At 57.5% G+C, this 14,031-nt stretch carries 12 protein-coding genes; 2 read left to right on the top strand and 10 right to left on the bottom strand.

Annotation, left to right across the window (positions count from 1 at the left end):
* Positions 1–51 precede the first annotated feature (51 nt).
* From Q0D41_RS05295 to Q0D41_RS05270, 6 genes are all read right to left on the bottom strand, one after another.
* A complete protein-coding gene (locus tag Q0D41_RS05295) occupies positions 52–1,746 on the bottom strand; it encodes a penicillin-binding protein 2 (protein ID WP_294376285.1) in 1,695 nt (564 codons plus the stop codon).
* Positions 1,747–1,755: 9 nt separating this feature from the next.
* On the bottom strand, positions 1,756–2,241 hold the full coding sequence (locus tag Q0D41_RS05290; RefSeq protein ID WP_294376281.1) for a cell division protein FtsL: 486 nt from the start codon (positions 2,239–2,241) through the stop codon (positions 1,756–1,758).
* A gap of 68 nt (positions 2,242–2,309) precedes the next feature.
* Entirely contained in the window at positions 2,310–3,269 is a 960-nt protein-coding gene (gene rsmH / locus Q0D41_RS05285) for a 16S rRNA (cytosine(1402)-N(4))-methyltransferase RsmH (protein ID WP_281668047.1), read from the bottom strand.
* A gap of 19 nt (positions 3,270–3,288) precedes the next feature.
* The gene (locus tag Q0D41_RS05280) at positions 3,289–3,723 is read right to left on the bottom strand and encodes a division/cell wall cluster transcriptional repressor MraZ (RefSeq protein WP_114615971.1); all 435 of its coding nucleotides are present in this window, start codon (positions 3,721–3,723) and stop codon (positions 3,289–3,291) included.
* A gap of 439 nt (positions 3,724–4,162) precedes the next feature.
* Positions 4,163–5,110, bottom strand: coding sequence for a site-specific tyrosine recombinase (locus Q0D41_RS05275; RefSeq protein ID WP_294376273.1), 948 nt, complete (start codon positions 5,108–5,110; stop codon positions 4,163–4,165).
* Positions 5,111–5,445: 335 nt separating this feature from the next.
* A complete protein-coding gene (locus Q0D41_RS05270) occupies positions 5,446–7,053 on the bottom strand; it encodes a CTP synthase (RefSeq protein ID WP_294376268.1) in 1,608 nt (535 codons plus the stop codon).
* Positions 7,054–7,314: 261 nt separating this feature from the next.
* Here Q0D41_RS05270 and Q0D41_RS05265 point away from each other — a divergent pair, with 261 nt between their 5' ends.
* Positions 7,315–8,796, top strand: coding sequence for a DUF1846 domain-containing protein (locus Q0D41_RS05265; protein WP_294376263.1), 1,482 nt, complete (start codon positions 7,315–7,317; stop codon positions 8,794–8,796).
* Positions 8,797–8,983: 187 nt separating this feature from the next.
* Here the strand turns inward: Q0D41_RS05265 and Q0D41_RS05260 are convergent, their stop codons facing one another.
* Positions 8,984–9,847 carry an NAD(+)/NADH kinase gene (locus tag Q0D41_RS05260; protein ID WP_294376259.1) on the bottom strand — a complete coding sequence of 288 codons (864 nt, stop codon included), beginning with the start codon at positions 9,845–9,847 and terminating at the stop codon, positions 8,984–8,986.
* A gap of 97 nt (positions 9,848–9,944) precedes the next feature.
* Between Q0D41_RS05260 and murJ the strand changes: the two genes are divergently transcribed.
* The gene (murJ, locus tag Q0D41_RS05255) at positions 9,945–11,603 is read left to right on the top strand and encodes a murein biosynthesis integral membrane protein MurJ (protein WP_294376255.1); all 1,659 of its coding nucleotides are present in this window, start codon (positions 9,945–9,947) and stop codon (positions 11,601–11,603) included.
* Positions 11,604–11,778: 175 nt separating this feature from the next.
* On the opposite strand, the gene map is transcribed toward murJ, so the two are convergent.
* The 3 genes from map to rplK form a co-directional block, all read right to left on the bottom strand.
* Positions 11,779–12,570, bottom strand: a complete 792-nt coding sequence (gene map, locus Q0D41_RS05250) for a type I methionyl aminopeptidase (protein WP_294376252.1) — start codon at positions 12,568–12,570, stop codon at positions 11,779–11,781.
* Positions 12,571–12,686: 116 nt separating this feature from the next.
* Positions 12,687–13,397 carry a 50S ribosomal protein L1 gene (rplA, locus tag Q0D41_RS05245; protein ID WP_294376249.1) on the bottom strand — a complete coding sequence of 237 codons (711 nt, stop codon included), beginning with the start codon at positions 13,395–13,397 and terminating at the stop codon, positions 12,687–12,689.
* Between the two features lie 118 nt (positions 13,398–13,515).
* A complete protein-coding gene (rplK, locus tag Q0D41_RS05240) occupies positions 13,516–14,010 on the bottom strand; it encodes a 50S ribosomal protein L11 (RefSeq protein ID WP_114614918.1) in 495 nt (164 codons plus the stop codon).
* Positions 14,011–14,031 lie beyond the last annotated feature (21 nt).

Raw genomic sequence — 14,031 nt, 5'->3', positions numbered from 1 at the left:
CCACCTCAACGGAATCGCTTAATCAGGCAAAACGCCGCACGAAGGCGGCGTTTACTTCTGCGCGATTTTATATCGGCTACTTGCTTCGGTCATTATATCTTTAAACACCTCGCACGTATTTCGCTCGTAAGGCACATGGTTCACACCGACAAAACACACCAGATTCGAAGTCGCGTTTGGCAGGAAACCAACAAAGTCGAGGTTGTACATGTTCTTCACGTAGGAGCCGGAATCGTCGGCGTATTCCGCCGTACCGGTTTTGCCCGCCGTCGTATAGCCCTCAACAGCGGCCGTCTTGCCCGTGCCGTTTTCCACAACGCCTTCCAGCATGTCCGTAAGCGGAGCGATGGCGTCGGTGTTGTCGATGATCTGCTCGCTATCCCACGTGACCTCTTCTCCCGAAGAGGGCTTCGAGATAAGGAAGTGCGGCGTATGGGCAACGCCCGTGCCATTCGCGATGGCCCCGTAGAAGCGCGTGATCATAAGCGGGCTCAGCGAAATGCCTTGGCCGAACGTCACGTTGTACGACTGGATGAGCGACCATGTGCCCACATTAGTCAAATAGCCCTCGGCCTCGCCGGGGTAGTCGACGCCCGTGGCATCATTGAGGCCGTATTTGCGAATCTTGTCGTACAGGTCGTTGAAGCCCAAATGCTGCTGCACGAGAAGCGACGTGCCGACGTTCGACGATTGCGCGAGCACCTCGGCCGCGGTCATCGTAGTTGCAGCGCGTTCATGGGCGTCAGAGATTTTGTACTCGTCCGCCTCAAGATACACCGGGCAGTCCACCGTGGTTTGGGCGGTAATGCCGCCCGCCTCGAGCATCGCGCAGAACGACGCGGTCTTGAAAATGGAGCCCGGCTCGAACTGCGTGGTAATGGCTTTCACCGACGTAGCGCCCTCTTCGATGTTGCTGCGGTCGGAGGGGTCCAAGTAAGGCGTTGAGGCGATAGCGATAATGTCACCCGTATCGGCGTCGTAAAGCACAACCGAGCCGTCTTCGCCGCCAATGTCGCTCACGCCCTGCGCAAGGCGCTCTTCGACATATTGCTGCATGTCGATATCGATGGAAAGAATAATATCCTGGCCATCTTTGGCGGGCTCGTCGACCTCGGTGCCGCCGGGAATCGGCATGCCGTATGCGCCCTGCTGCAGCACGAGCTTGCCCGGCTCGCCCTTCAAAATGCTGTCGTAATACAGCTCAAGACCGGTTTGGCCGTTGCCGTCGACATCGACCAAACCAAGAATTTGGCCCGCGGTGCTGCCATACGGGTACACGCGTTTCATGTCGTCAAGGAAATAAATGCCATCAAGGCCGAGGTCTTTTACCTCTTCGCCTTTGTCCTGGTCGACCTTGCGCTTCACGTATGCGAACGTGGTGTTTTCGGTCGAAAGGGGGCCTTCATAGATGGACGCGTCGCCGCCGAGCACGCCGGCGAGCTTCTCGGCCGTGCCTTTCACGTCGGTGATTTCTTTCGGATTGCAATAGATGGTCGTCGCCTGCACGTCGGAGGCGAGCACTTTGCCATTGCGGTCGTAAATCGTGCCGCGGCGAGGCGAGAGCTCGACTGACACCGTACGCGAATTGGCAGCCTGGGTGCTGTAATCGTCGGCAAGAATAATCTGAAGCTGAACAAGGCGTCCTACGAGCAACAAAAGGATGATTCCGAAAAAGACCAGGAGCACCCTAAAGCGATTTGAGCCGAAGGAATAATTCGGCGCCTGACGGCGCGCGTCACGAGACACGAAGCGCACCTAGCCTTGGCTTGCCATAGAAGACAAGCTCCCAGAAAGCGAAAGGTTGCCCGAAGCGTCGGTCGCAATGACGTCGGCGCCAAGCTCGATGCTTTCGGTAGCAGCAGGCGCCGCCATGCCGAGGCCCTCGGCCGCGGAGCGAATGTGCGTGGAGTTGGAAAGCTGGCTCTGCTGCACCTCAAGATCGTTGCCGAGCGTGCGCTCGTTGGCGATTTGCGTGGAAAGCTCGTCGGTTGCAATGGTCGTGGTTACGCTCGCCGCAGAAAGAAGCACGCGAGCGCATGCGAAAATCGCAATCACGATCGCCACGGCGAATACAACGCCCACCACGCCAAAGATGCTCTCGGGCACACCGGCATGGTTGACGCCGTTGCGGCGTCCGGGCATGACATTGACATCGGGGTTGCTCTGCCTGCGCAAATCGGGCGCGGCGGAACCATGGACATAGGCCGGCTGGGAGGCGCGGTATGAATCGTATTGTCTCATGCCTGCCTCCTTTCTGTGTTTAGGCTGCGTTTACAGTCGGCGTATCGGCCATCTAGGCGCCAGGGCACCTATCTGATCTTTTCCGCGACGCGCAGCTTGGCGCTGCGGGCGCGGGGGTTAACTTCAATTTCCGCCTCGGTGGGCAGAATGGGTTTGCGAGTAATTACTTTCAGCGCAGGGTTCGCGCCGCACACGCACACCGGAAAACCGGGAGGGCACGTGCATTTCTTCGAGTGCTCGGCGAAAGCTTCCTTCACCGCCCTGTCTTCCAGGGAGTGATAGCTGATGACCGCGATGCGACCGCCAGGATTCAACCACCGAATGGCGGCGTCGAGACCCCGACGAAGCACGGTAAGCTCGCCGTTCACTTCGATGCGAAGCGCCTGGAACGTTCGCTTGGCGGGATGCCCGCCAGCGCGACGCGCCGAAGCGGGAATGGCCGCTTTAATAATGTCCACGAGTTCGCCCGTCGTTTCGATGGGATGGCTCTCGCGGCGCTCCACGATGAATTGCGCAATACGACTTGCCCACTTCTCGTCGGAGTAGTCGCGAATGATCCGGGTGAGCTCTGCTGCGGATAAGGTGTTGACGAGCTCTGCTGCGGTTATGGTTTGTCTACCCGGGTCCATTCGCATGTCCAGCAAGGCGTCTTCCCTAAACGAGAAGCCACGCTGCGGGAGGTCGAGTTGCGGCGAGGAAACGCCGAGGTCGAACAGAATCGCATCGATTCCAGGGACCTGCGCTTCCACCAGCAATTCATCCAAGTCGCCGAAGTTTCCGCGAAGCAGCATGACTTCGCATGCGTTTTCGGCGGAAGCTGAAGAGAGGCGCTTCTTGGCGGCGGCCAAGGCCATTTCGTCTTGGTCGATGCCGATAAGAAGGCCGCCCTCCCCAAGCCGTTTGGCGACTTCGGAAGAATGCCCTGCTCCGCCGAGCGTTGAATCCACGAACGTGTGCTGCGGTTTAAGGTTCAAGTGCTCGAGGCACTCGGCAAGCAGGACCGGTGTATGCCTGTATTGGTTTGTCATTTCTTCCACGTCAGAACTCCTACGAATAGAGCAGGGCATCAAGATCGATGCTCGCCAGCAGGTTTTCACGACGCGTGGTATCCCAAATGTCGAAGTGGCTGCCAGCGCCAACCAGGGTGACTTCCTTGTCGATGCCAGCGCGCTCGCGCAAGCTCTGCGGCAAGGTGATGCGGCCCGCGGAGTCCATGGTCACTGGAGTCGCATTGCCACGAAGGATGCTGTTCAGCAACATGTGCTCACGCTTGTTGGGGTCAAAGCCACCGCGTTTCTCAAACAAGGTGTCGATCCATACGTCGAAAGCTTCGTTGGTATACACCGACAGAAACTCGTTTCGCGCATCGGGAACAACGACCATTTGGGTTTCCTCGGTCAGAAGCTTGCGAATAGACGACGGCAAAGACAGACGCCCCTTGGCATCGAGCTTATGACGATATTCGCCATTGAGCCCAGCCATGGACACCTCCTTTGTTCGTTGTTATTCGCGCGTTTCGTAACCGGTGCCGCCATTTTATCCCACTTTGCCCCACTCCACAACAAAATCGCCCCCAATTCCTCCCCCACCGTCCCCTTCCTTCCCCTCCACTTCCACCCCCTTTCCCTCCACCGGCGTAAGGTCTCAAAGCTATTTCGCGCAAAATAAAAAAGCGGGGCACAACATCTTGTGCTCCGCTTTGCGCGAACAATGAAAAAGGATGGTGGGAGAAAGTGGGAAAAATTTTTGCCGGATGCGTTCGAATTCCGAAAAAACGAGCGCGAATGTGACGAACATGTGGTCACAGAGGACAGCTGCGTCAGAATCGACGCAGAATCGAATTGTGCAACGGCAAAAGAGGCCACCATATATAGTGGCCGACGAAAACCGCCCCTTCCCGCGCGGGCATCGCGCGTGGGGGCTATGCACGGGGATGGGCCGAAAGGTATTCCTCGCGAATATGGGCGCGGCTGACATACGTGTAGATTTGCGTGGTTGAGATATCGGAGTGCCCAAGCATTTCCTGAATGGCGCGCAAGTCGGCGCCACCCTCGAGCATATGGGTCGCGAAGCTATGGCGAAGCATATGCGGATGCAGATCGGCGATGCCCACCGCTTCACCCGCATGCGCCACGATGCGATGCACCGCCTGGCGTGTCATGCGCGCGCCGCGGGCATTCAGAAACACCGCCGGCGAGCCCTTGCCCTTCATGGAAAGCTCCGCGCGAAAGCCGCCATACACATACGTCCTCAGCGCCGTCTCGGCCGTTCCCGAAATCGGCACGAAGCGCTCGCGCGAGCCCTTGCCGAGCACACGCACCACCCCGCCATCGAAACCAATGCAGCCCATATCGAGGCCCACAAGCTCGCTTGCACGCAAACCGCAGCCATACAGAATCTCGAGCATCGCCTTGTCGCGCTGCGCTCGGGGGCCTTCGCCGAAAGGTTGGTCGAGCAGCGCATTGATTTGAGCGATGGAAAGCGCATCGGGCAAGCGATCGGGCCTTTGGGGCAGAGAAATCGATTCTGCCGGGTTCGTTTGCACCAGTTCGTCTGAGACAAGAAAGCGATGGAAACCCTTCACCGCCGAAACGCGACGGGCGATAGTCGACGCGGCATACCCCCGTTCGACCAAATCGGATTCATAGGCAACGATATCGGCTCGCGAGACATCGCATGGCGCAAGCACGCCGCGGCCAAGAAGAAACGCGAAGTAATCGCGCAGGTCAGACTCATATGCCGCAAGCGTGAGACGCGACGATCCGCGCTCAACGCCCAAATGCGCCACATAGTCGCGCGCGTATTGAAGAAAGGGGCGCGCAGTCGCATCCGCGTCATCGAGACTATATATGAAAGATTCCTTTGGCATAAGCAAAGTATACGGCAGATTCAGCGAGCATAGCGCAAGCCCATCGCCCGCCCAATTCAATGCGAAGCAAAAGACCCTATTGAAAAACGCCGCGCGCACGTGCCGTTTGCGAAATCGTTCCGCGCACATCTTGGCCAAAGCGCCGCAGCAACAACCGCGCAGGTGCGCATTTTGCCCGAGCGTTTGCGTGGAACCGACGAATCCACGTACACAAAAAAGAGACATCGACCTGAATCGATGTCTCTGAGCCAAACACGCTATCTACCCTATAGCACTAAAAAAGAGGAGCGCCGCTCCAAGCGATCGCTCCTCATTCTTCTCAGGCCTCGGATTCTTTATTCCTCGTCGCGATGCTTAAGCGCAGCGGCAACGAAACCGTTGAACAGCGGATGGGGCTTGGTGGGACGGCTCTTGAATTCGGGATGAGCCTGGCTCGCCACGAACCACGGATGATTCGGCAGCTCAATCATCTCGGTAAGACGGCCATCGGGCGAGACGCCGGAAATCACCATGCCGGCCTCTTGGAGTTTGCCGCGATACTCGTTATTCACCTCGTAACGATGGCGATGGCGCTCGTAGATGACTTCCTCGCCATAGATATCGAATGCCTTGGTGCCCTTTTCGAGCTTGCAAGGGTACGCGCCCAAACGCATGGTGCCGCCCTTTTCGTCGATATCTTTCTGGTCGGGCATAATCGAAATGACCTGGTACTCGGCGTTCTCGTCGAACTCAGAAGACGTCGCGCCCGACAAGCCGACAACATCGCGCGCAAACTCGCACACGGCTGCCTGCAGGCCCAAGCAAATGCCGAAATAAGGCACGTTATGCGTGCGAGCGTAACGCGCAGCTGCGATTTTGCCTTCGAAAGCGCGCTGGCCAAAACCGCCCGGCACCAAAATGCCGTCCATATCGCCAAGCAGCTCTTCGGCGGTTTCGTCGTCGACCTTTTCCGCGTCAATAAGGTTCAGGTTCACGTTCACGCCGTTTGCCACGCCAGAATGGTGGAGCGCTTCCATAATGGAAAGATACGCATCGGGGAGCTTCACGTATTTGCCCACGATGGCGATGTTCACTTCGCCCTCGCAATCGGCCTGCGCCGAGAGGAACTTGCGCAGCGGAGTGAGGTCGACATCTTCCACGGGAAGGCCCAACTTCGCGAGCACCTTCTCGTCGAAATGCTGGTCGTGCAACGCGAGAGGCACCGAATAAATGCTCGGCGCGTCGATGCATGCGAGCACATTGCCCGGGTCAACGTCGCAGAACAGGGCGATTTTGTCGCGAACGCCCGAGGAAATCTCATGGTCGCTGCGGCATACGATGAAGTCGGGCTGCACGCCAACGCTGCGCAGCTCTTTAACGGAATGCTGCGTGGGCTTGGTTTTCACTTCGTGGGCCGCGGCGATGTAGGGAACCAGCGTCACATGCACGAAAATCACGTCGCCGGGTTCTTTTTCCTTCTTGAACTGGCGAGCAGCCTCGATGAACGGCTGGCTTTCGATGTCGCCCACCGTGCCGCCGATTTCCGAAATAACGATATCGGCGTTCGTCTGGCTCGCGATGCGATAGAGGCGCTCTTTGATGGCGTTGGTCACATGGGGAATAACCTGCACGGTGCCGCCCAGGAAATCGCCGCGACGCTCGCGGGCGATGAGGCTTTGATAGATGGAGCCTTGGGTGAAGTTGGAGTCGCGCGTGAGGCTTTCATCGATAAAGCGCTCGTAATGGCCCAGGTCAAGGTCGCCTTCGTGGCCATCATCGGTCACGAACACCTCGCCATGCTGAAACGGGCTCATCGTGCCCGGGTCGACGTTGAGGTACGGGTCGATTTTCTGCATGGTCACATGGTATCCGCGGGCTTTCAAAAGATGCCCGAGCGATGCCGCCGTAATGCCCTTGCCCAACGACGAAACCACGCCGCCCGTCACGAAAATGTGCTTGGCCATGATGCTCCTTTGCGCTTGTCGTGCCTTCTTCTTGCAACATGCGCCGCACCCAAAATACGCTTGCGCGCAAGCACATGCCTCACTCAAACGTCTTTCTATTTTACGCGCGCAGCGCCCAGGAGCCGCGCCCGTTTTCAAAGGAATGCGGTGTTTTTACATAGCGGAAACACAGTCGCCCACACGCGTTGCGCAGAGCGCTAAAATGAGTCGTTCATGCATACGCGCGCTTCGCGTGCCACGTCCAGATTACCAGGAGGCTTTATGCGCATCGGTTTCGACAATGACAAATATATCGCCCTGCAGGCGGAACATATTCGTGAGCGCATCGGCCAGTTTGGCGGAAAGCTGTACCTCGAGTTCGGCGGAAAGCTCTTTGACGACCACCACGCAAGCCGCGTTTTGCCAGGCTTCCAGCCCGACAGCAAAATTCGCATGCTCAAGCAGTTCGCCGACGACGTGGAAATCATCGTCGCGATCAACGCCAACGATATCGAGAAAAACAAGATGCGCGGCGACTTGGGCATCACCTACGACGAAGATGTGCTGCGCCTGCTCGATATTTTCGCGAACATGGGCTTCGCCACGGCCGGCGTCGTTATCACGCGCTACGAGAACCAGCCTTCCGCCGCGGCATTCCGCCAGAAGCTCTCGTCGCTCGGCGTGAAGAGCTATCTGCACTACCCTATCGCTGGCTACCCCTACGATATCGCGCGCATCAATTCCGATGACGGTTTCGGCAAAAACGAATTCGTGGAAACCACGCGCCCGCTCGTCGTGGTAACCGCACCTGGCCCGGGCTCGGGCAAGATGGCCACTGCCCTCTCGCAGCTCTACCATGAGCACAAGCGTGGCGTTGAGGCTGGCTATGCGAAATACGAGACGTTCCCCATTTGGAACCTGCCGCTGAAGCATCCCGTGAACGTCGCCTACGAGGCCGCCACGGTCGATTTGGACGATGCGAACGCGATCGACCCGTTCCATTTGGAGGCGTACGGCGTCACAACCGTGAATTATAACCGCGACATCGAGATCTTCCCCGTTCTGAAGAGCATGCTCGAAGGCATTTTGGGCGAAAGCCCCTACCAGTCGCCCACCGACATGGGCGTGAATATGGCGGGCCTCGCCATTTGCGACGACGACGCATGCCGCGATGCCGCGAAGATGGAAATCGTGCGCCGCTATTTCGCCGCCGCCGTTGACCAGCGCCGCACGGGCACGCATCTCGACCAGGTGCAACGCCTTGAGCTGCTCATGAATCAGGTGGGTGTCGACGCGAACTTCTCGCCTGCGCGCAAAGCGGCGCTTCTGAAGGAGGAGGCGACCGGAGCACCCGCGGGCGCCATGGTTCTGCCCGACGGCCGCGTGGTCACCGGCAAAACCTCCAACCTGCTTGGCGCGGCATCTTCCCTGCTTATGAATGCCTTGAAGGGCGTTTCGGGCGTCGATGAAGACCTTTTCGTCATTTCCGACGAGGTCATCGAACCCATTTGCAAGCTGAAGAAGAACACCCTGCACGCGAATAACCCTCGCCTGCATTCCGACGAAACGCTGCTTGCGCTTTCCGTGAGCTCTGCAACCGACCCTGTGGCCAAAGAGCTCATCGACCATGCCGGCGACCTGCGCGGCTGCGACGCATTCTTCAGCGTGATTATTTCGGAAACCGACGAGAAGCTCTACCGTACGCTCGGCATCAACGTGTGCTGCGAACCGAAATACGAAAAGCGCCGCTTCTTCCATAAATAAAGTGCCAGAGGCACTTTATTTCCCAAACTTTCGCGCCCGAGCGGGCGCTGCCCGGCTCGGCGCAAGCCGAGGCCGGGCTTTTTTTGCGAAGGCCTGCATTCTCTTCCACTCGCACCCAAACGAACGCTCCCCGCTCGGAACCGTATTGAGCCATAAAAAATGCCCGCATTGCTGCGGGCATTTTGCTTTATTGCTTGCGATCGTCGCGGAAGAATACCCTCGACGCTTCGGCATAGAAGCCATCGCTCTTATAGCGCAACAGAATGGTGGGGTTGTTGCTCTTGCGCACCAGCACACGATCGATGGGCTCGTCAAGAATCACAATCTCGCCGTCGACGAAGTAGCTCGCCTCGCGGCTTTCAGGGTTCTTCGAGAGGTCGATTTCCACAATATCGCTCGGGCCGGTAATGACCGAACGCGAAAGCAGCGTATGCGGAGCCAACGGCACAACGACCAAGCCGCGGAACTCGGGCGAGCACAGCGGGCCGCCCGCGGAAAGCGCATAGGCGGTAGAACCCGTTGCCGACGAAACGACCAGGCCGTCACCGCGCATGTCAACCACATGCGTGCCAGCGATGTTGACGCCGAAATCGATGATGCGGCCCAACTCGCCGCGCGTCACCGAGAATTCATTCAGCGCGAAACGGCTTGCGACCTGAGTCTCGCCGCTCCACAGCTCAATATGCAGGCTCGAGCGCTCCTCGCGCACCACATCGCCCGCAAGCGCAGCCGCGACAATGGGAATCACGCCATCTTTGGAAGAATTCACGAGGAAGCCCAAGTGGCCGAAATTGATGCCCAAAATAGGCACGCGATGCTTGCCCACAAGACGGGCGGCGCGAAGCATGGTTCCGTCGCCGCCAAGGGAAACCACCATGTCGAACGACTTCACATCGATGTCGTCGCACATATCGATGACCGACTCGATGGAAAGCGGCATGGAATCGAGTTCGGTGTGCCCAATTCCCTGCGACTCCAAATACGTCGCAAGCATCATCGACGCATCGATGGCCTCGGCGTTGGAGTTGTTGCGGATAATCAGGATGTTCATGGTGCCTCGTTTCACGATTTGTACCGCGCGCGCTATGATTGCGGTTGATTTGCAATCGACTTTAACCGCATTAGTATACCCAAACATTAAGGGCAACATGACTACTACGAACAATTCCATAACGAACGAACCCAACGAAGACGCAGAAGGCGCTGCCTCCGACGTCGCAAACGTCGGATCGTCCGCCGCGCTCATTTCATTCTTCGTCATTATCTCGCGTATCACCGGCTTCATGCGCACCTGGGCGATGGCCTTCGCCTTGGGGTCCACCATGCTCGCAAGTTCCTATCAGGTGGCGAATAACCTTCCCAACATGCTCTACGAGCTCGTTGTGGGCGGAATGCTGGTAACCGCGTTTCTGCCCGTCTATGTCTCGGTGAAAGACAGGCTCGGCGTTAAGGGCGGCAACGAATACGCGTCAAATTTGCTTTCGCTCACGTTCATTCTGCTTGGTTTCGTCGCGCTGCTCTGCACCATTTTCGCGCCGGCGCTCATTTACACCCAGAGCTTCATGAACGACCAATCGACGATGGGCGACGCCGTCTTCTTCTTCCGATTCTTCGCGATGCAAATTGTGTTCTATGGCATTTCGACTATTGTAAGCGGCCTGCTCAACGCTTCTCGCGATTACCTGTGGTCGTCGGCTGCGCCTATCTTCAACAACATCATCGTAACCGCGACCTTCGTTGCCTACGCCTTTGTGGCACCGAGCAATCCCGAGCTCGCTAAGCTCATCATCGCAATCGGCAACCCGCTTGGCGTGTTCATGCAAATGGCTATTCAATTGCCTGCGCTGCGCCGAAACGGCATCAAATTGCGCCCGCATGTCGACCTGCATGACCCCGCCCTCAAGGAAACGCTTTCGATCGGCGTTCCCGCCGTCGTGGTTATGACCGCCGGCCTCGTGATCGTTTCCGTTCAGAATTCAGCCGCCTACGGCTGCCTTGACAATGGTCCTTCCATCATTGCGTACGCGCGCCTGTGGTTCACCCTCCCCTACGCCTTCCTCACGGTGCCCATCACCACGACCATGTTCACTGAAATCTCGCACATGATTGCAAAGGGCGATACCGACTCCTTCAAGCGCGGCGTAGTCTCGGGCAGCAAGCAGATCCTGTTTTTCATGCTGCCGTTCATGCTCTATCTCATGGTGTTTGCAGAACCCCTGGTCACGCTCTATCACATCGGCGCATTCACGCAGGAAAACATTTGGCAAATCGCAAGCTATCTCATTGTGCTTTCGATTTCGCTGCCGTTCTATGCGGTGAATACCTATCTGCAGAAGGCGTTTTCCGCGCTGCGCGCAATGAAGCCCTATTCGGGCCTTATGCTGTGCGCGTCCGTTTTGCAGATTGCGTTCATCATGGTATTTTCAACGCCGGCCGCAGGTCCGCTCAACCTCGGCATCGTCGCCGTCGCTTTGAGCGAAACGGTCTTCTACATCGTGCTCGATGTAGCATGCTTCGCATACCTGCGCCATCGACTTGGCGCGTTTGGCTTTGGTGGCATGGTCGCATCGGCCGTTCGCTCGTTCGTCCTCGGCGCCGCGGGCGCCTTCGCAGGCTGGCTTGTGATGCAGGGCTGCATGGTGATGGCTCCCATGAACGGCTCCATCGTCAATGCCCTCATCAGCATCGTCGCAGGCGGCCTCACGGCGCTTGTCGTGACCTTCGGCATCGCATTGAAGCTTCACCTTGAAGAAGCGAGCTTCGTGGCAAACATCGCGAACAAAATCGCAGGCAAACTTCGACGATAAGAGCCAAATCGATCTGACTCGCAAGACGAGAACACTTCCCGACCTGTTAATTGCTCGTAGCGTTTAACAGGTCGGGGCCCTCAGACTCCATGGGATATCTACCGACAGAAAGCCGGCAACTCCATAATGCCGTCAAACCTGTTGAATTCCAAAACCTGCGAAATGCTCGTAGCGTTTAGCAGGTTTTGGAAACGGGTCGCGTAAAGTCTGGCTCGGTCGTAATAACCAACGGGCCGTCTTCGGTAATAGCAACCGTTTTTTCGAAATGAGCGCTTGGCTTATGATCGCGCGTCGTCACAAGCCACCCATCACGCCCCACGCGCGTTTTGCGGGTTCCCATGTTAATCATGGGCTCAATTGCCAATACCATGCCAACCTCAAGCTCTATGCCGCTATGAGGGCGTCCGTAATTCGGCACATTGGGATCTTCGTGCATATGGCGGCCTATGCCGTGGCCCACATAATCGCGAACTACGCCATATCCTTGCGCCTCGGCGATGCTCTGAACGGCATGTCCAATGTCGCCAAGATGATTGCCGGCACGTGCGGCCGAGAGGCCCGCCCACATGCATTTCTCAGTGGTCTCAAGCAGCATGGCAACATCGCTCGATACCTTGCCGATAGGATACGTCCAGGCATTATCTCCAACCCAGCCATCAACCGTGGCGCCCGTATCAACCGAAAGAATATCGCCTTCGCGAAGAATCACTTTCGATGAAGGGATTCCATGCACGATTTGATCGTTCACTGAGGCGCAGATGGAACCCGGGAACCCGCCATAGCCCTTAAAAGCTGGAATTCCTCCCTCGGCGCGAATGAGCGTTTCGGCAAGCTCGTCGAGTTCGAGCGTCGACACGCCCGGTTTTGCCGCCTCGCCCACTTTGCGAAGCACATAGGCGGAAAGCCGTCCCGCCTCTTTCATCGCCTCAATTTCTGCAGGCGATTTCTTAATGATGTTCAGCCTCATAAAAGCCTTCTTTCATCGCATATCGCACGTCATGCTACCACAAAAGAAAAGCCCGCTCCGAAGAGCGGGCTTTAAACCATCGCATGGTGGATACGGTGGTTGCAATTCAATAAGGGCTACTCAGCAGCCTGATCGAAGTTGCGAGAAACGGCAGGGTCGACGGAAATGCCAACGCCCATGGTGGAAGAAACCGTGATGGACTTGAGGTACTTGCCCTTGGCCGAAGACGGCTTCATGCGAACAACCTCGTCGTACACGGTGCCATAGTTCTGAGCCAGCTGCTCAGCAGTGAAGCTCGCCTTGCCAATGATGACATGAGCAATGCCGTAGCGGTCGGCGCGGTACTCAACCTTGCCGCCCTTGAGCTCAGAAATGGCCTTGGCAACGTCCATGGTCACGGTGCCGAGCTTGGGGTTCGGCATCAAGCCACGGGGGCCAAGAATTTTGCCCAGACGGCCAACCTTGCCCATGAGGTTCGGGGTAGCCACGGCAGCATCAAAGTTGATGTTGCCAGCCTGGATGTCGGCCACGAGGTCATCGGAGCCAACGATGTCGGCGCCAGCCTCGCGGGCGGCGTCAGCCTGCGCGCCCTCAGCGAAGACGGCAACGCGGACAGTTTTGCCAGAGCCGTTCGGCAGGGAAACCATGCCGCGCAGCTGCTGGTCGGCCTGACGAGTGTCAATGCCGAGACGGAAGTGAACTTCGACGGTCTCGTCGAACTTCGCAGAAGAGCATTCCTTGACGAGGTTCATGGCCTCGACGGGAGCGTAAAGCTTGTCCTTCTCGACCTTAGCGAGGGCAGCTTTGCGATTCTTGGAAAGAGACATGTCTTTCTATCCTTTCGTGGTGATGACGGGTTTTCTTCAAACCCTTCCACATACGTGGTGATGGCGGGCCGTGAGGCCCTTCCACTTACAATGCGCTCAAATGAACGCGATGCGAAGATTACTCTTCGCGGCCAGCGAGCGCAGCAGCGAGCTTCTTGGAAGGCACATAGACCTTCTTCATCTCGCGGCCCTCGATGCGAACGCCCATGGAACGGGCGGTGCCAGCAACAATCTCCATGGCGGCCTCAATGTCGTTAGCGTTGAGGTCGGGCATCTTGATCTCGGCAATCTCGCGGAGCTGATCGAGGGACAGCGTGCCCACGGTCTTCAGCTGCGGAATGCCAGAGCCGCTCTTAATGCCGAGCTTTTCCTTGATGAGAACAGCCGCCGGAGGGGTCTTGCACACGAAGGTGAAGGTCTTGTCCTCGTAGATGGTGATTTCAACAGGGATGATGGTGCCAGACTGCTCCTGCGTAGCGGCGTTGAACGCCTGGCAGAATTGCATGATGTTGACACCCTGAGCACCCAGAGCGGGGCCGACCGGAGGAGCCGGGTTAGCAGCGCCAGCCGGAATTTGCAGCTTAACGAAGCCGGTGACTTTCTTCTCAGCCATTGTCGTTGTTTCCTTACCTTG

Origin of the sequence: uncultured Slackia sp. (genome assembly GCF_934630525.1) — a bacterium.
Classification (GTDB): Bacteria; Actinomycetota; Coriobacteriia; order Coriobacteriales; family Eggerthellaceae; genus Slackia.
The sequence above is the reverse complement of the archived record's forward strand: the minus strand, read 5'-3'. Positions and strand labels throughout refer to the sequence as shown.

Coding starts and splice junctions, on each gene's coding strand:
- Q0D41_RS05290 (WP_294376281.1), bottom strand. CDS start 2,241: ATGAGACAATACGATTCATACCGCGCCTCCCAGCCGGCCTATGTCCAT.
- rsmH (WP_281668047.1), bottom strand. CDS start 3,269: ATGACAAACCAATACAGGCATACACCGGTCCTGCTTGCCGAGTGCCTC.
- Q0D41_RS05280 (WP_114615971.1), bottom strand. CDS start 3,723: ATGGCTGGGCTCAATGGCGAATATCGTCATAAGCTCGATGCCAAGGGG.
- Q0D41_RS05275 (WP_294376273.1), bottom strand. CDS start 5,110: ATGCCAAAGGAATCTTTCATATATAGTCTCGATGACGCGGATGCGACT.
- Q0D41_RS05270 (WP_294376268.1), bottom strand. CDS start 7,053: ATGGCCAAGCACATTTTCGTGACGGGCGGCGTGGTTTCGTCGTTGGGC.
- Q0D41_RS05265 (WP_294376263.1), top strand. CDS start 7,315: ATGCGCATCGGTTTCGACAATGACAAATATATCGCCCTGCAGGCGGAA.
- Q0D41_RS05260 (WP_294376259.1), bottom strand. CDS start 9,847: ATGAACATCCTGATTATCCGCAACAACTCCAACGCCGAGGCCATCGAT.
- murJ (WP_294376255.1), top strand. CDS start 9,945: ATGACTACTACGAACAATTCCATAACGAACGAACCCAACGAAGACGCA.
- map (WP_294376252.1), bottom strand. CDS start 12,570: ATGAGGCTGAACATCATTAAGAAATCGCCTGCAGAAATTGAGGCGATG.
- rplA (WP_294376249.1), bottom strand. CDS start 13,397: ATGTCTCTTTCCAAGAATCGCAAAGCTGCCCTCGCTAAGGTCGAGAAG.
- rplK (WP_114614918.1), bottom strand. CDS start 14,010: ATGGCTGAGAAGAAAGTCACCGGCTTCGTTAAGCTGCAAATTCCGGCT.